11 protein-coding genes and 1 pseudogene are annotated in these 16245 nt (G+C 70.5%); 6 read left to right on the top strand and 6 right to left on the bottom strand.

The window, feature by feature from the left end; all coding sequences use genetic code 11:
• Positions 1-86 precede the first annotated feature (86 nt).
• Both ABD385_RS30415 and ABD385_RS30410 read right to left on the bottom strand, forming a co-directional pair.
• Positions 87-1454 (bottom strand): helix-turn-helix domain-containing protein, encoded by a 1368-nt coding sequence (locus tag ABD385_RS30415; RefSeq protein WP_344582099.1) that lies wholly within the window; start codon positions 1452-1454, stop codon positions 87-89.
• 1835 nt (positions 1455-3289) lie between these two features.
• The gene (locus ABD385_RS30410) at positions 3290-3883 is read right to left on the bottom strand and encodes a TetR/AcrR family transcriptional regulator (protein ID WP_344582097.1); all 594 of its coding nucleotides are present in this window, start codon (positions 3881-3883) and stop codon (positions 3290-3292) included.
• Positions 3884-3975: 92 nt separating this feature from the next.
• Here ABD385_RS30410 and ABD385_RS30405 point away from each other — a divergent pair, with 92 nt between their 5' ends.
• On the top strand, positions 3976-5196 hold the full coding sequence (locus ABD385_RS30405; RefSeq protein WP_344582096.1) for an alpha/beta hydrolase family protein: 1221 nt from the start codon (positions 3976-3978) through the stop codon (positions 5194-5196).
• 337 nt (positions 5197-5533) lie between these two features.
• On the opposite strand, the gene ABD385_RS30400 is transcribed toward ABD385_RS30405, so the two are convergent.
• Positions 5534-7063 carry a helix-turn-helix domain-containing protein gene (locus ABD385_RS30400; protein ID WP_344582094.1) on the bottom strand — a complete coding sequence of 510 codons (1530 nt, stop codon included), beginning with the start codon at positions 7061-7063 and terminating at the stop codon, positions 5534-5536.
• Positions 7064-7153: 90 nt separating this feature from the next.
• Here ABD385_RS30400 and ABD385_RS30395 point away from each other — a divergent pair, with 90 nt between their 5' ends.
• From ABD385_RS30395 to ABD385_RS30385, 3 genes are all read left to right on the top strand, one after another.
• Complete coding sequence (locus ABD385_RS30395; RefSeq protein WP_344582092.1) at positions 7154-8140, top strand: DUF1648 domain-containing protein; 987 nt, start codon at positions 7154-7156, stop codon at positions 8138-8140.
• Position 8141: 1 nt separating this feature from the next.
• Complete coding sequence (locus ABD385_RS30390; RefSeq protein WP_344582090.1) at positions 8142-8501, top strand: GntR family transcriptional regulator; 360 nt, start codon at positions 8142-8144, stop codon at positions 8499-8501.
• A 191-nt stretch (positions 8502-8692) separates the two neighbouring features.
• On the top strand, positions 8693-9544 hold the full coding sequence (locus ABD385_RS30385) for a nucleotidyltransferase domain-containing protein (protein WP_344582088.1): 852 nt from the start codon (positions 8693-8695) through the stop codon (positions 9542-9544).
• 188 nt (positions 9545-9732) lie between these two features.
• Here the strand turns inward: ABD385_RS30385 and argG are convergent, their stop codons facing one another.
• Complete coding sequence (gene argG, locus ABD385_RS30380; RefSeq protein ID WP_344582086.1) at positions 9733-11178, bottom strand: argininosuccinate synthase; 1446 nt, start codon at positions 11176-11178, stop codon at positions 9733-9735.
• A gap of 290 nt (positions 11179-11468) precedes the next feature.
• Positions 11469-12398, bottom strand: a complete 930-nt coding sequence (locus tag ABD385_RS30375) for an NADP-dependent oxidoreductase (RefSeq protein WP_344582085.1) — start codon at positions 12396-12398, stop codon at positions 11469-11471.
• An 89-nt stretch (positions 12399-12487) separates the two neighbouring features.
• Between ABD385_RS30375 and ABD385_RS30370 the strand changes: the two genes are divergently transcribed.
• Both ABD385_RS30370 and acnA read left to right on the top strand, forming a co-directional pair.
• Complete coding sequence (locus tag ABD385_RS30370; RefSeq protein ID WP_344582084.1) at positions 12488-12868, top strand: winged helix-turn-helix transcriptional regulator; 381 nt, start codon at positions 12488-12490, stop codon at positions 12866-12868.
• A 343-nt stretch (positions 12869-13211) separates the two neighbouring features.
• Positions 13212-15926: an aconitate hydratase AcnA gene (gene acnA, locus ABD385_RS30365; protein WP_344582083.1), complete on the top strand. Its 2715-nt coding sequence runs from the start codon at positions 13212-13214 to the stop codon at positions 15924-15926.
• 127 nt (positions 15927-16053) lie between these two features.
• Here acnA and ABD385_RS30360 read toward each other — a convergent pair.
• Positions 16054-16245, bottom strand: a pseudogene (locus ABD385_RS30360) (hypothetical protein); the annotation flags it as partial.

Below are 16245 nucleotides of genomic sequence, written 5' to 3'. Positions count from 1 at the left end.
GCCGCGGCGTTCGACGCTCGTGTGGTTCCCGTCGTCCGGGTGGGGTGCCGGGCCTCCCGCACCCCACCCGGAATCCGACCGGGCCCCTAGCGGTCAAGTCCGAGGAGGGCGCCGCCTCCTGCCGGGCTGGGTCGGCGCGCGTGGGTGAGCAGCCAGTGCCGTACGAGTGCGTGGACCCGGTACTGGTAGTGCAGTTGCCGTTCGATGTGGACCAGCGAGGCATCGGCGAGGTCTGCCAGGAGGTGAGCGACCTGCATCGCATCGGGGTGGCCCTGCTGGACCCTGAGCACGTCGTCCAGGGAGAACGGGCTCTGCAACGCGACGAGTTCGTGCAAAAGTTCCTGGTGCGGCGCGGGGAGCAGGTCGTAACTCCACCGCACGCTCTCCGAGAGCGTGCGGTGCCGGGACAGGCGGCCCGCGTCGACCTGGTCCAGCAGGGGGAAGGGGTTGCCGCTCTGCAGGAGCGACGTCAGCGGAAGCGACCTGAGCCGCTGGGCCGCGATCTCCAGGGCCAGCGGAATGCCGTCGAGGAGCCGGCACAGTCGGGTGACCAACGGCAGATGGTCGCTCAGGTCGAGGGTCGGCAGGCCGGCCTGCACCCGGCGCAGGAAGTGCTCCACCGCACTGGGTACGGCCGTCTCGCCGCCTTCCGGTCCTTCCACCCGCAGCGGCTCCACGTCCCAGGTCTCCGCGGCACCGACGGACGGCGTGCGACGGGAGGTGATCAGCAGATGGAGGCCCGGATGTTCGCTGAGCAGGTTCCGCGCGATCCGTGCCGTGTGCTGGACGACGTGCTCGGCGTTGTCGAGCACCAACAGCCGGCACCCGGTCCGCGAACCACCGCGCAGGAAGCCGTCCTCACCGTCCAGTTCCCGCACGATGCGCATCATTTCACTGCCTGCGAGCGAGGAATCGAGGTGCTCGGGCGGGCAGTCGTGCAGGTCGGCGACGGCCACCCCCTCCCGGAACAGCGGGCGCAGCTGCACCGCGGCCGCGTGCGCCAGTCGGGACTTGCCGACCCCGCCTGCCCCGGTGAGGGCCACGAGCCGACTGCGCTGGACGGTGGCCACGACGTGCCGCAGGTCCGTCTGCCGGCCCACCAGCGGATCGTTGAGCAGCCAGGGCCCGCGCCAGGGCGGCAGCTCCAGGGCGGGCGAAAAGTGCGACTCGGTACGTTGCTCGGGCAGTGTCGGCCAGCCGGTGCTTCCCCAGGACGCCGTCTCGGCGGCGGTTGCGGTCGCGCCGAAGGCGGAGAGCAGCAGGTCCACCGAGGTGCGGCGCGGGTTGGTGTTGGAGCCGGTCTCCAGGTTGCGGATCGTGCGGACGCTGACGCCGGAGCGTTCGGAGAGCTCCTCCTGGGTCCAGCCGGAGATCTTGCGCTGATTGATCAAGAAGTTCCGCAGCCGGTGGACGTCTTTTCTGTCGTGCAGAAAGTGGCCGTTCGGAACTAGCATAGTTAATCCTCCCCCAAGAATTATATGTACAGCGCCCGGCGTACCTCGCGGCATGCGAATGGATCACCAAGCATCGGCCTGCTGGTCGACAGGGCGGTGCGCTGGAGGCGACAAGCTGGACCGAAACGGGCTGGTTTGCCGAGCGTTGATGTGGATCCTACTCGATCAAACGCGCGAGTCCATAGCCCCGGGTTCCCCGCTGGGACGGCGCTCCAGTACGCCACTATGGGCCCGCGCCTCGCTTGCTCAACTGCCCTTCGAACGTACCGGGTTCACCTGTGATGCTCACGAAAAGGGATTCCGTCAGGTCATTGTCGAAGCTAAATCCGACGCGCTCCACCAGGCGATGTATGCCGTGCTCACGACATGCTGACGCGAACGTAGCCGACGCGTATTGCTCGTCCACCAGGTGTCGTTGCAACACCGCTGCTCCGGGGCACGAGTAGCGGGTCGTCGGGGACTTTGCCGGGAGTTCACCGACCGCGTGTTGTGGGGGAGCGGGGGTGCGGCGGTGCGGCGGTGGCGACGGCGCCGCGGACGGCCGGGGCACCGTGACCGGACAGGGCGCGGGCCGTTCTCGAACAGCGGGCCGATGCGGAGCCGTTGACCGCCGGTGCGCTCCCGTTCGGGAACACGAGGTAATGCTGGGACATCGCCGTCGAGGTGACGCCCCACCACGCTTCGCATTCCTACGGGCTTTTCGGCAGCCTTCTCGTAATGCGAATCCTCTCCTGACCGGAACCCATCGCCGCCTTTCCTGACGAACCATATCGATGATGAGATCGACATCTCTCGGAGGTATTTCGGAGGTATTTCGTCCGCGGTCCCTTCGGCGCCCCGGCGTCATCGCGTCCGCAGTGAAGTACACATTGCGGCAGGCCACCAGAGGAAACTGGCAAGGGAAAAGTACTGATACGGCCGTTCCAGCACAGGCCACACCTGCCACCGTCGCGAAGGGCAGTCAACACCACTTCGACGCTCGGTATTACGGATTCCTCCGAGTCTCGCCTCGGGTCCGTTCACCGGCCCGGGCAGTACCACGGTTTCCGGACGGTTGTCGACGGCTTGACATGCACCTTCACTGTCCGGCAGGAATTTCCGCAGTCCGCGCATCCGGAGTGCTCCGCGCGTCTCCTCGTCGAGCGTGACCATGGCCGATCCGGTCGGCCGGCCCGCTGGCGGGCGCGATCGGAAGGCCGGGTGTTCGAAGATGCGTTGGGCGCAATGCTCGGGGAGATCGAGGCGCGCGCGGGAGGATGCTCAGCGCGGGGAGGGCGAGGAGCGGACCAAGGCGGAGCGCGGCGTGCACCGGCGTCGCCTTGCCGAACCGGCCGGCAGGTACGTGAATTCGGGTGTGGCCGGCCTCTTGTGTCGGCTTCCGGAGATGCCAACCCCAAGGGAACCGACGCCAGATGATCTGAAGGCGCACCGGAAGGGGGAGTCCCTATGGGCCGGAATGCCGGGATGAGCGGTGAAGTGCGGAGCGCGCGGGCGGTTCGTCGATCGGCCCCACGTGTTCTCGATGACCCACCAAGTGGAGTGCGTCGCGATCCTTGAACGTGCCGAAAAGCAGCGCCACTGACCCGTGGTCTCGATAAGTGATCATAACGTGCGCTGTGCGCGGTATGGGCGATATCTCGACGCTGAAATGGCGCTCCCGACGTTGCCTTGAACCCGGCGGCGAAGTGGCTGCCGTGAGTGCTCGCCGGCAACGCCACCGACGCCCGAGCAGTTGGTGGCGATGACGATGACGATGGCGATGGCGACGCGGCTTCGGCAGTTCGCGGCGGTGCACCCGGGAGGGCGCGAGCCGACCGGTGGCTTTCGTCGGGGTCTCATCCTCCGGTGGTGGTGCGGAGGATGAGCAGGCGATCGACCAGTTCGTCGACGTAGGCGGGGGTGAGCGGGCCCGTTCCGAACAGGATGCGGAGGTACATCGGGGACAGGATGAGGTCGAGCACCTGGAGGACGTCTGGCGGGTGTTCGCCTCGGTCGCGGGCCCGGTCGAGCATGACCTGCAGTTGACGGGTGCGTTCGGCGAGGAACGCGTCGCGGGCCTCCAGGCCCGGCTGTCCCGAGTTGGAAAGGGAGATGGCCAGGCGCAGTATCGCCGTCCCGTCCGGTCCGGCGACGTCGCGGGCCGCGGTGGCCGCGTAGGTGCGGAGGTCGCCCTCCAGGCTGCCGGTGTCGGGGGCGGGGGAAGTGGCGGCGAGCCGGGTGGCGGCCACGTCCGAGAGCAGGGCCTCCAGGTTTCCCCAGCGACGGTAGACGCTGGAGTCGGCCACGCCCGCGCGGGCGGCGACATCGCCGACCGTGAAGTTCCCGTAGCCGCGGTCGCCGACCAGGTCCGCGACTGCCTGATGCACTGCCGCGCGGACCCGGGCCGCACGGCCACCCGGCCGGCGGACCGGCTCCCTTTCCTTCTCCATGCCCCCACCTTAACGCAGTCACCACTTGCGTTTTTCGTCTCGGCGCCCCTACAGTCTCGCTAACGCAGTCAATAACTGCTTTAGGAGTCTCCATGAAGCCCCTGTTCTTCCCGCGCAACCCTTCGTTCTGGTTCGAGACCCTGCGCTCCTTCGGCCACATCGCCTACGGCGGCGCCGACTTCGGCGAGGTCGTGGTGACCACTGAACGGATCACCGATGACGACTACGACAGCTGGCACGACGAGTGGCTCGCCACCGCCGACCGGGTGGCCGATGAGGGACGCGCGGCCCTGGCCGGCGGGCATCGCGTCAGCGCCCGCGACGCCTTCCTGCGGGCGTCGAACTACTACCGAAGCGCCGAGTTCTTCCTGCACGGCGACGCCACGGACCCGCGCATCCTGCACGCGTACGACGCGTCGGTGAGGTGCTTCCGCCAGGCAGCCGCACTGTTCACCCCGGTCGTCGAGCCGGTGGAGATCCCTTACGAGGACACCACGCTGCCGGGGTACCTGTACCGCGCCGACGACTCGGGCACCGCCCGGCCGACCGTCGTCATGTTCAACGGATTCGACGGTACGGCCGAGGAGATGCACTTCGGCGGCGCCGCCGCGGCCGTCGAGCGCGGCTACCACGTCCTGTCCTTCGACGGCCCCGGCCAGCCGGGTACCCGCCACCACCACGGCCTGGTGTTCCGGCCCGACTGGGAGAACGTGGTCGGCCCCGTCCTCGACCACGCCCTCACCCGTCCCGAGGTCGACCCCGCCCGGATAGCCCTACTGGGCAACAGCATGGGCGGCCTGCTCGCACCGCGCGCCGCGGCCTTCGACCACCGACTCGCCGCCGTGATCGCCCTCGACGGCGTCTACGACCTGGGCGACCTGGCCGCCGGCGCCCTGTCCCTGGACCGCGCCGAGGCCGAGCGGAGGCTGCGCGCCGACCACGACCCCGAGCTCGACGCCGCCGTGGACGCGGCCGTCGCCGCCAGCCCCAAGATTCGCTGGCTCGTCGACCAGGGCAGGTACGTCATGGGCGCCGACACTCCGCGCGGGGTCTTCGCCACCTTCCTCGACTACCACCTGCGCGACGGCATCGCCCAGAGGATCACCTGCCCCACCCTGGTCTGCTCGGCCTCGGACGACGTGTTCTTCGAGGGTCAGCCCGAACTGCTCCACAAGCACCTGACCTGCCCGAAGACCCTGCTGGAGTTCACCGGCGCACTGGGCGCGGACGCACACTGCCAGGCCGGCGCCCAGCGCCTGGCCTTCGCCCGTGTGTACGACTGGCTGGACGATGTCCTGGCCGAAAACACCTGAGCCCGTCCCGTCGCCGCTGCCCTGGGACGATCCGCGTCCTCCGACGACGCCCGTGGCGGCGAAGCGCCGGCGGCCGAAGACGTACCGCCTCCTGGTGACGGGACGCGAACGGCAGGCGGTCAACCGGAACTGCTCCAACTCCTGCCCCGGGCGGGTGCGAGAGGCACCGCCGCCGTCGATGCGGTCTTCGCTTGGCCGCACCCGGACGGTGCAGAGCACCGCCTGCGAAAGCCCCGCCGAAGCGCGCCAAGTCGCAGAGGAAGCCCCACAGGTGCCTCCGCACCCCTATCCGACCCGCTGCATCGCAGGCCAGAAGGGGTGTGGAGGCCCCTGCCGATCAGATGTCGCGGAAGATCTCGATCTGCGCCCCGATCGAGTTGAGGCGTTCGGCGAGGTCCTCGTAGCCGCGGTTGATGACGTAGACGTTGCGGAGGACCGAGGTGCCCTCGGCGGCCATCATGGCGAGGAGGACGACGACGGCGGGGCGCAGGGCCGGGGGGCACATCATTTCCGCGGAGCGCCAGCGGGTGGGGCCGTCGACCAGGACGCGGTGCGGGTCGAGGAGTTTGACCTGGGCGCCGAGGCGGGTGAGGTCGGTGAGGTAGATGGCGCGGTTGTCGTAGACCCAGTCGTGGATGAGGGTCTGTCCCTGGGCGGTGGCCGCGATGGCCGCGAAGAAGGGGACGTTGTCGATGTTCAGGCCCGGGAAGGGCATCGGGTGGATCTTGTCCAGGGGGGCCTGGAGCTTGGAGGGGCGGACCGTCAGGTCGATGAGCCGGGTGCGGCCGTTGTCGGCCGGGTACTCGGCGCTGCGCTCGTGGTCCAGGCCCATCTCCTCCAGGACCGCCAACTCGATCTCCAGGAACTCCACCGGGACCCGGCGGATCGTCAGTTCCGACTCGGTGACGACGGCCGCGGCCAGCAGGCTCATCGCCTCGACCGGGTCCTCGGACGGGGCGAAGTCCACGTCGCGGTCGATCTTCGCCACGCCGTGCACGGTGAGGGTGGTGGTGCCGATCCCGTCGACCCGGACGCCCAACTCCTCCAGGAAGAAGCACAGGTCCTGGACCATGTAGTTGGACGAGGCGTTGCGGATGACCGTGACGCCGTCGTGCCGGGCGGCGGCCAGCAGCGCGTTCTCGGTGACGGTGTCGCCGCGTTCGGTCAGGACGATCGCGCGCTTGGGGGCGATCGTCCGGTCGACCTCGGCGAGGTAGGTGCCGTCGGTCGCGGTGATCTCCAGGCCGAAGTGCCGCAGGGCGGTCATGTGCGGCGTGACGGTCCGGGTGCCGAGGTCGCAGCCGCCCGCGTACGGCAGCTTGAAGCGCTCCATCCGGTGCAGCAGCGGGCCGAGGAACATGATGACGCTGCGGGTGCGGCGGGCCGCCTCCAAGTCCATCGATTCCAGGTCGAGTTGGGCCGGCGGCACGATCTCCAGGTCGTTGCCGTCGTTGATCCAGCGGGTGCGGACGCCGATGCTGCCCAGCACCTCCAGGATGCGGTAGACCTCCTCAATACGGGCCACCCGGCGCAGGGTTGTGCGGCCCGCGTTGAGCAGGGTCGCGCACAGCAGCGCGACGCAGGCGTTCTTGCTCGTCTTGACGTCGATGCTGCCCGACAGCCGACGCCCGCCGACCACGCGCAGATGCATCGGCCCGGCGTATCCGAGCGAGACGATTTCGCTGTCCAGGGCTTCGCCGATGCGGGCGATCATCTCAAGGCTGATGTTCTGGTTGCCGCGCTCGATCCGATTGACCGCACTCTGGCTGGTGCCGAGCGCCTCGGCGAGCTGCGTCTGTGTCCAGCCACGGTGCTGCCGGGCGTCACGGATGAGCTTGCCGATGCGTACGAGGTAGTCGTCTGCCATGGGGTGACCGTATCTCAGATATGAGATTGATGCGGCGCGCCACCCCGCCCGCTAGTTGTTCTACTACTATGCGAACAACTGGAGGTTGCCATGATGCGATCCGTACCGTCCGCCCCGCCCGCGCCCAACCGTCCGCGGGGCTGGATAGCCGCCTTGCCGTTCCTCCTCGTCACCGTCTGCCTCGGTGGCGTCTACGCCGTCGTCGCCCACCGGTTGCCGGAGCGACTCGCCACCCACTTCGGCGGCGACGGCCGACCCGACGGCTACGCGTCGGCGCAGGGCCTGCTGTGGGGGTGCCTGGGCATCCTGCTCGTCCTCGGCGTCGGCATCGGCGTCCTGGTGCGGCTTGGGATGCCCGCGCGAAGCGGGCGCACGCTCATCGCGACGGGCTACTTCACGGCCGTCGTCCTCGGCTATCCGGCGGCCGTGGTCCTGTTCGGCAACGCCGCCGCGACCGACGCCGCCGCGGTCCGCATGCCCCTGTCGCAACTGGCCGCGGCGCTGGGGGCGGGCGCGCTCGCCGCCGGGCTGGGCTGGCTGCTCGCCGGTCCCGACCCCGAGGAGCGCCGCCCGGAGCCCGGCCGGGTGCGCCGCCTCGACCTGCCCGCCGGCGTCCGGGCCGGCTGGACCCGCACCGTCAGCTCCCCGCCGATGGCCGCCCTGGCGGCGCTGATGGCCTGCGGCGGGATCGTCATGGGGGCGTTCGCCGGATGGGTCGGCGGCGGCGCGCTGCTCCTCGGCGCGCTGACGGTCGCGGTCCACTGCTCCGTGCGGGTGACCGTCGACCAGCGGGGGCTGACCCTCACCCCGGCGCTGTTCCCGTTCCCGCTGCACCGCGTACCGCTGGACAAGGTGGCCGAGGCGACCAGCCGCCGGATCTCCACGCTCGCCGAGTACGGTGGCTGGGGGTACCGCATCCGGCCCGGTGGCAGCGGTCTGCTGCTCCGTTCCGGCGACGGCCTGGTGCTGCGGCGCACCAACGGCCGGGAGTTCGTGGTGACGGTCGACGACGCGGCGACCGCCGCCGCGCTGCTCACCACCTGTCTCGACCGCAAGCGCTCCACACAGGGGGACTGAGGTGCTCTTCCGCGTCGATCCCGGCTCGTCCGTCCCGCTCGGCGACCAGATCGCCGCCTCGGTGCGCGGCGCCATCGCCGACGGGGCGGTCCTGGCCGGTGAGCGCCTGCCCGCCGCCCGCGCGCTCGCCGCCTCCCTCGGCGTCAACGTCCACACCGTGCTGCGCGGCTACCAGCGGCTGAAGGAGGAGGGGCTGATCGAACTCCGGCGCGGCCGCGGGGCGGTGGTCACCGGCGCCGCCGCACCGGCCCGGGCCCGGCTCGGCGAGGCCGCCGAGCGCCTCATCGCCGAGGCCCGCCACCTGGGCCTGACCGACGAGGAGATCGTGCGGGTGGTCCGGCTGGGACTGGCGGACGGCTGACGCGGCCCGGCCGTGTCGACGCGGCCGGGCGCGGGCCCTGCGGTCGGCCGCGCCGGTCGGCCGCCCCGCGCGGGCCGTCCGGTGCCGTACGCCCGGGCGCGGTACGGCGGTTGGGGCCGCCGGGTGCCGGGCAGGTGGCGGGGGATCGGAACCGGGACGTCCGCCCGCGGCGGACGGGACAGGGGGCGGCCATGCGGGCGACGACCGACGCGCGGGAGCCGGTGCCGCCGGCCACCGACGCGCTGCTCCGCACGTTCCTGACCGGCCTTCACGACCGGGTGCCCTTAAGGGCGTTGTGGGTGCACGGCTCGCTGGCCGGCGGTGACTACCAGGAGGGCCGCAGCGACCTCGACCTGGTCGCGGTCCTCGCGCGTCCCGCCACGCCGCGGGAGGAGGCGGAACTGGCCGGCCTGCACCGTCGGCTCGCCGCCACCGGCGGTCCGGCGGCCCGGGCGGTGCACTGTGCCTACCCCGACGTCGCCGCGCTCGACGATCCGGCGCGCGCCCATCTGGGCTGGGCGCACGAGGAGTTGCTGCACCGACCGCTCACCCCGGTCGCCCGCCGCGAACTCCACGCCTTCGGCCTGGTCCGGTACGGCGACGGCCCGGCCGCGCTGCTGCCCCCGGTGACCGACGCCCAACTGACCGCCTTCGTCCTCGCCGACCTGCGCGGGTTCTGGCGGCCCGCGCTGGAACACCCCGCGTACTGGCTGCGCGACGTCTGGGTGGACCTCGGGCTGCTGACCTTCGCCCGGGCGACGGTGACGTTGCGGGACGGCACCCTGATCACCAAGGGCGAGGCGCTGGCCGTACTGGCCGCGCTGGGCGCGCCGGCGCCGCTCCTCGCCGACCTCCGGCACCGGCGCTACGGCCCGCCGGCCGCCGTGCCGGGGCCGACCGCGGCCGCCGCGCCCGGGGCGTCGGCGGCCCACCGCGCGCACTGGCCGGCCCGGCGCGCCGCACTCACCCGGGCCTTCCTGGGCCCGGCGATCGACCGGACGCTGGCCGCGTACGGGGACGGGGGCGGGGGCGGGGGCGGTTGAGCAGCCCGGTCCGGCGACGGCCGCGCGCCTCCTCCGCCTGACGTTTCGTCAGGCGGAGGAAGCGCGGGCACGCCGGGTCGGAGTGCTCGGGGGAAAACGACGAGCGGCCGGCGCGGCGCCGAGGGCGCCGGGCCGGCCGCTGCCGGTGGTGCGTCGCGGGCGCCGGACCGGCCGCCCGGTGCGGCGGGTCAGTCCGTGCCGAACTCCATCGCGGCGCGGTCCAGCAACTCGTCGTCACCGGAGACCTCGCCGCGGGAGGCGATGGCCTCGGCGCCGCCCTCCGGCATGTTGCCGATCAGGCCGGTCGCGGCGGCCTGGGCGGCGCCGACCGCGGGGTTGGCGGTGCCGATCAGGCCGATCCCGGCGTACTGCTCCAGCTTGGCGCGCGAGTCGGCGATGTCGAGGTTGCGCATGGTGAGCTGGCCGATCCGGTCCACCGGGCCGAACGCCGAGTCCTCGGTGCGCTCCATGGACAGCTTGTCCGGGTGGTAGCTGAACGCCGGGCCCGTGGTGTCGAGGATCGAGTAGTCCTCGCCGCGCCGCAGCCGCAGGGTGACCTCGCCGGTGATGGCCGCGCCCACCCAGCGCTGCAGCGACTCGCGCACCATCAGCGCCTGCGGGTCCAGCCACCGGCCCTCGTACATCAGCCGGCCCAGCCGCCGACCCTCGTTGTGGTACTGGGCGAGGGTGTCCTCGTTGTGGATCGCGTTGACCAGCCGCTCGTAGGCGGCGTGCAGCAGCGCCATGCCGGGCGCCTCGTAGATGCCGCGGCTCTTGGCCTCGATGATCCGGTTCTCGATCTGGTCGGACATGCCCATGCCGTGCCGACCGCCGATGGCGTTGGCCTCCATCACCAGGTCGACGGGGGAGGCGAACTCCTTGCCGTTGACGGTGACCGGGCGGCCCTGGTCGAAGCCGATGGTGACGTCCTCGGTGAGGATCTCGACCTCGGGGTCCCAGAACCGCACGCCCATGATCGGCTCCACCGTCTCCACGCCGGTGTCCAGGTGCTCCAGGGTCTTCGCCTCGTGGGTGGCGCCCCAGATGTTGGCGTCGGTGGAGTACGCCTTCTCCGTGCTGTCGCGGTAGGGCAGGTCGTGGGCGACCAGCCATTCCGACATCTCCTTGCGGCCGCCGAGCTCGGTCACGAAGTCCGCGTCGAGCCAGGGCTTGTAGATCCGCAGGTTCGGGTTGGCGAGCAGGCCGTAGCGGTAGAACCGCTCGATGTCGTTGCCCTTGAAGGTGGAGCCGTCGCCCCAGATCTGGACGTTGTCCTCCATCATCGCCCGGACCAGGAGCGTGCCGGTGACGGCGCGGCCCAGCGGGGTGGTGTTGAAGTACGCCCGCCCGCCCGAGCGGATGTGGAACGCCCCGCAGGTCAGCGCGGCCAGGCCCTCCTCGACCAGCGCCGCGCGGCAGTCGACCAGGCGGGCGATCTCGGCGCCGTAGGTCTTCGCGCGACCGGGCACCGAGGCGATGTCGGGCTCGTCGTACTGGCCGATGTCGGCGGTGTAGGTGCACGGGACGGCGCCCTTGTCGCGCATCCACGCGACCGCGACGGAGGTGTCGAGGCCGCCGGAGAAGGCGATGCCGACGCGCTCGCCGGCGGGAAGGGAGGTGAGGACCTTAGACATAGGAAGAGTATGCATCCTCGCGCATGGTCATGCAAAGGGGGTGTGGAGGATGAATGGCACGGAAGGGGCTTCGGGCGTGTCGCCGCGTCGATCGGTCGGCGGGACGGTGGTGGTGTGGCCGCTGTCCCGTCGCAACGAAGTGAGTCGTCCGTATGACGGTGACCTGCGTGGACCGAGTCGGACGAGGCAGGTCGACTCGGTTCGTCGCGGCGAAGGGCCGGAGCCGGCCCGTGGGGGCGTAAGGGGACGTCTCGGTGCGGCCACCGCTCGCGTGCGGCCCCTCGACGGGATCAGACGGTGAGGACGAGCTTGCCCTGGAGGTGACCGCGGTCGAGCAGTCGGTGTGCGTCGGCGACCCGCTCGAACGGGAACGTCTCCTGCACGTGGACCCGGAGCCTGCCCTGTTCGACGAGTTCGACGAGACCTCGCAGCGCGACCGGATCGGGGTCGACCGCGATGCCGCTGAAGCGCATACCGGCGGCCTCGTACCTGGCGGCAAGCCCCGCATCCCCTTGGGCGACCGCCGTCACCAGGTGACCGCCTGGGCGGAGCACGCCGAGCGACCGCTCGACGGTGTCGCCGCCGATGGTGTCGAGCACCACGTCGATGTCACGAACCGTCTCGGTGAAGTCGACCGCCGTGTAGTCGATCACCTCGTCGGCGCCGAACCCCTCGACGAACCTTCGCTTGCTCCCGCTGGCGGTCGCGATCACGTGCGCGCCGAGCGCCTTCGCGATCTGGATCGCGACATGGCCGACCCCGCCACCGCCGCCGTGGACCAGGACGCGGTCGCCCTCGGCCACACCGGCGAGGTCGACGAGGCCCTGCCACGCCGTCAGCCCGACAACCGGCAGCGCCGACGCCTCGACGTGCGAGAGCGAGGCCGGCTTGCGCACCAGGTGCAACGCCGGCGCCGACACGACCTCGGCGTACGCGCGCGCCGCCCGCGGGAACAGCGGCATCCCGAACACCTCGTCGCCGGGCCTGAACCGCCATGTCTGCGGCCCCTGTTCGACCACGCCGCTGATGTCCCAGCCGAGGACGAACGGCGGCCGACCGAACAGCGGGAACTCGCCGGCGCGCAGGAGCGCCTCCAGCGGGTTCAGCCCGATCGCTTTGACGCGGACGAGAACCTCCGTCGGGAGGGGCTGGGGCTCGGGCGCGTCCACGATGGTGAGCACCTCGGGACCGCCGAGCGTGTGCTGGGTGATGACTCGCATGACTCTCCTGCTTCTGGAGGGGAAGAGAACCCAGGCTATGAATGTGATAGGGACCAGCAGGTGCCTAAGGCGCAGGTACCTTTGGCGCCATGAGCGGCTTCGGTCCCAGCGATCCCTTCCTCGCCGACTGTCCGGCGCGTCTGGCGGTCGAGCTGATCGCCGACAAGTGGACGGTGGTCGTGCTCTACGGCCTCAGCAAGGGCCCGGTCCGCCATGGCGAGTTGATCGAGCTGATCGGCGGCATCTCCCGCAAGATGCTCACCCAGACGCTCCGACGGCTACAGGCACACGGACTCGTCCGCCGGCACGCCTACGCCGAGGTGCCGCCCCGCGTCGAGTACGAACTCACCCCGCTCGGGGCGACGCTGATCGAACCGATCCACATGCTGACCGAGTGGGCAAGGGCCAACGGCGACGCCGTGCTCGATGCACTCGACGCCGATCCCGAGCCGGCCACCCACAGCGACTGAGCCACCCCTGGGGACAGCCCCTCCAGATCCACCCCGGCCGGTACGGCCACCCGGCCCCCCCCATGCGATCACCCGCACGACTGGGTTCACTGAGACAGAAGGCCAGCCGACCGGGTTCGCTGCGTAAACGCCTGGACGGGATGAGAGCGGTCAGCCGCCGTCGGGGCATGACCCGGAAGCGGCGATGTATTAGAGTTATCTCGACATCGAGATATCTGCCGAGAGGCGTACCGCTGCCGCGCTAGTAAGGGCTACCTAACTAAGGCTCACCTTAGCTGATCGGCAACGAACCTGTGACGGCAGGATTGCGGCGGTACGCGCGAATTCATTGAAGGAGACTGTCGTGTCGGCGAACAGCTTCGACGCCCTCAGCACGCTGCAGGTGGGCGACGAGTCGTACGAGATCTTCAGGCTGGACAAGGTGGAGGGCGCCGCCCGCCTCCCCTACAGCCTCAAGGTGCTGCTGGAGAACCTGCTCCGCACGGAGGACGGCGCCAACATCACCGCCGACCACATCCGTGCGCTCGGCAACTGGGACTCCCAGGCACAGCCCAGCCAGGAGATCCAGTTCACGCCGGCCCGCGTGATCATGCAGGACTTCACCGGTGTGCCGTGCGTCGTGGACCTCGCGACCATGCGCGAGGCCGTGAAGGAGCTGGGCGGCGACCCGGCGAAGATCAACCCGCTGGCGCCGGCCGAGCTGGTCATCGACCACTCCGTCATCGCCGACAAGTTCGGCACCAAGGACGCGTTCGGCCAGAACGTCGAGCTGGAGTACGGCCGCAACAAGGAGCGCTACCAGTTCCTGCGCTGGGGCCAGACCGCCTTCGACGAGTTCAAGGTCGTCCCGCCCGGCACCGGCATCGTCCACCAGGTCAACATCGAGCACCTGGCGCGCACGGTCATGGTCCGCGGCGGCCAGGCCTACCCCGACACCCTCGTCGGCACCGACTCCCACACCACCATGGTCAACGGCCTGGGCGTGCTGGGCTGGGGCGTCGGCGGCATCGAGGCCGAGGCCGCGATGCTGGGCCAGCCGGTCTCCATGCTCATCCCGCGCGTCGTCGGCTTCAAGCTGACCGGTGAGCTCAAGGCGGGCACCACCGCCACCGACCTGGTGCTCACGATCACCGAGATGCTGCGCAAGCACGGCGTCGTCGGCAAGTTCGTCGAGTTCTACGGTGAGGGCGTCGCCGCCACCTCGCTCGCCAACCGCGCCACCATCGGCAACATGTCGCCGGAGTTCGGCTCCACCGCCGCGATCTTCCCGATCGACGACGAGACGCTGAACTACCTGCGTCTGACCGGCCGTGACGCCCAGCAGGTCGCGCTCGTCGAGGCGTACGCCAAGCAGCAGGGCCTCTGGCTCGACCCGGCCGCCGAGCCCGACTTCTCCGAGAAGCTGGAGCTCGACCTCTCCACGGTCGTCCCCTCCATCGCCGGCCCGAAGCGCCCGCAGGACCGCATCGTCCTCGCGAACGCCGCCCAGCAGTTCGCCCAGGACGTGCGCAACTACGTCGCGGACGACTCCGAGGCGGGCAAGGAGTCCTTCCCGGCCTCCGACGCCCCGGCCGTCTCCAACGGCGTCCCGTCGAACCCGGTCACCGTGACCGCCCCCGACGGCACGACGTACCAGCTCGACCACGGCGCCGTCACCGTCGCCGCGATCACCTCCTGCACCAACACCTCGAACCCGTACGTGATGGTCGCCGCCGCGCTCGTCGCGAAGAAGGCCGTCGAGAAGGGCCTGACCCGCAAGCCGTGGGTCAAGACCACCCTCGCGCCGGGCTCGAAGGTCGTCACCGACTACTTCGACAAGGCCGGTCTGACGCCGTACCTCGACAAGGTCGGCTTCAACCTGGTCGGCTACGGCTGCACCACCTGCATCGGCAACTCCGGCCCGCTGCCGGACGAGGTCTCCAAGGCCGTCAACGACCACGACCTGGCCGTCACCTCGGTGCTCTCCGGCAACCGGAACTTCGAGGGCCGGATCAACCCGGACGTCAAGATGAACTACCTGGCGTCCCCGCCGCTGGTCGTCGCGTACGCCCTCGCCGGTTCGATGAAGGTCGACATCACCAAGGACGCGCTCGGCGTCGACCAGGACGGCAAGCCCGTCCACCTGGCCGACATCTGGCCGACCGAGGCCGAGGTCAACGACGTCGTGGCGAACGCCATCGGCGAGGACATGTTCAACAAGTCCTACCAGGACGTCTTCGCGGGCGACGCCCAGTGGCAGGCGCTGCCGATCCCGACCGGCAACACCTTCGAGTGGGACGCCGAGTCGACCTACGTCCGCAAGCCCCCGTACTTCGAGGGCATGGAGATGGAGCCGGCCCCGGTCTCCGACATCACGGGCGCCCGCGTCCTCGCCAAGCTCGGCGACTCGGTGACGACGGACCACATCTCGCCCGCCGGTGCCATCAAGGCCGACACCCCGGCCGGCCAGTACCTCACGGAGCACGGCGTCGAGCGCCGCGACTTCAACTCCTACGGCTCGCGCCGTGGCAACCACGAGGTCATGATCCGCGGCACGTTCGCCAACATCCGCCTGCGCAACCAGATCGCGCCGGGCACCGAGGGCGGCTACACCCGCGACTTCACGCAGGCCGACGCTCCCGTCTCCTTCATCTACGACGCCTCGCGCAACTACATCGCGCAGGGCACCCCGCTCGCGATCCTCGCGGGCAAGGAGTACGGCTCCGGCTCGTCCCGCGACTGGGCCGCCAAGGGCACCGCGCTGCTCGGCGTCAAGGCCGTCATCGCCGAGTCCTACGAGCGCATCCACCGCTCGAACCTCATCGGCATGGGCGTCCTGCCGCTCCAGTTCCCGGAGGGCCAGTCCGCCGAGTCCCTCGGTCTGACCGGCGAGGAGACCTTCTCCTTCACCGGCGTCGAGGAGCTCAACAACGGCACCACGCCGCGCACGGTCAAGGTCACCACCGACACCGGTGTGGAGTTCGACGCGGTGGTCCGCATCGACACCCCCGGCGAGGCGGACTACTACCGCAACGGCGGCATCATGCAGTACGTGCTGCGGAACCTGATCCGCAAGTAAGCGGTACGGCACGGCAGTGAACGAGGGCCGCACTCCCCGGAAGGGGGGTGCGGCCCTCGCGTCGTGCCACGTCAGCCGCGTCGGCCGGCCGCCTCGGGCGAGGCGACCGGCCGACGTTGCCGATCGGTCAGGAGAACAGCTTGGTGTAGATGTTCCAGCCGGTGCCGATCTGGACGCGTGGCTGGTAGGGGTTGGTGGCGTTGCCGGTGCCGTAGTAGGCGTAGAGGCGGCCGGTGGTGTCGCGGGCGACGAAGTCGGTCTTGCCGTCGAGGTTGATGTCGCCGGTGGAGACGAGGGCGTTGTAGCCGCCCCAGCCGGT

The organism is Streptomyces lunalinharesii (assembly GCF_039532155.1).
Classification (GTDB): Bacteria; Actinomycetota; Actinomycetes; order Streptomycetales; family Streptomycetaceae; genus Streptomyces; species Streptomyces lunalinharesii.
Note: the sequence above shows the minus strand (reverse complement) of the source record. Positions and strands in the feature narration are given on the sequence as shown.

What these genes read in the sequence shown, in the direction of transcription:
- ABD385_RS30375 (WP_344582085.1), bottom strand. Translation starts at nt 12,398, where the DNA reads ATGCGAGTCATCACCCAGCACACGCTCGGCGGTCCCGAGGTGCTCACC.
- ABD385_RS30405 (WP_344582096.1), top strand. Translation starts at nt 3,976, where the DNA reads ATGAAGCCCCTGTTCTTCCCGCGCAACCCTTCGTTCTGGTTCGAGACC.
- ABD385_RS30400 (WP_344582094.1), bottom strand. Translation starts at nt 7,063, where the DNA reads ATGGCAGACGACTACCTCGTACGCATCGGCAAGCTCATCCGTGACGCC.
- ABD385_RS30410 (WP_344582097.1), bottom strand. Translation starts at nt 3,883, where the DNA reads ATGGAGAAGGAAAGGGAGCCGGTCCGCCGGCCGGGTGGCCGTGCGGCC.
- ABD385_RS30415 (WP_344582099.1), bottom strand. Translation starts at nt 1,454, where the DNA reads ATGCTAGTTCCGAACGGCCACTTTCTGCACGACAGAAAAGACGTCCAC.
- ABD385_RS30385 (WP_344582088.1), top strand. Translation starts at nt 8,693, where the DNA reads ATGCGGGCGACGACCGACGCGCGGGAGCCGGTGCCGCCGGCCACCGAC.
- argG (WP_344582086.1), bottom strand. Translation starts at nt 11,178, where the DNA reads ATGTCTAAGGTCCTCACCTCCCTTCCCGCCGGCGAGCGCGTCGGCATC.
- ABD385_RS30370 (WP_344582084.1), top strand. Translation starts at nt 12,488, where the DNA reads ATGAGCGGCTTCGGTCCCAGCGATCCCTTCCTCGCCGACTGTCCGGCG.
- ABD385_RS30395 (WP_344582092.1), top strand. Translation starts at nt 7,154, where the DNA reads ATGATGCGATCCGTACCGTCCGCCCCGCCCGCGCCCAACCGTCCGCGG.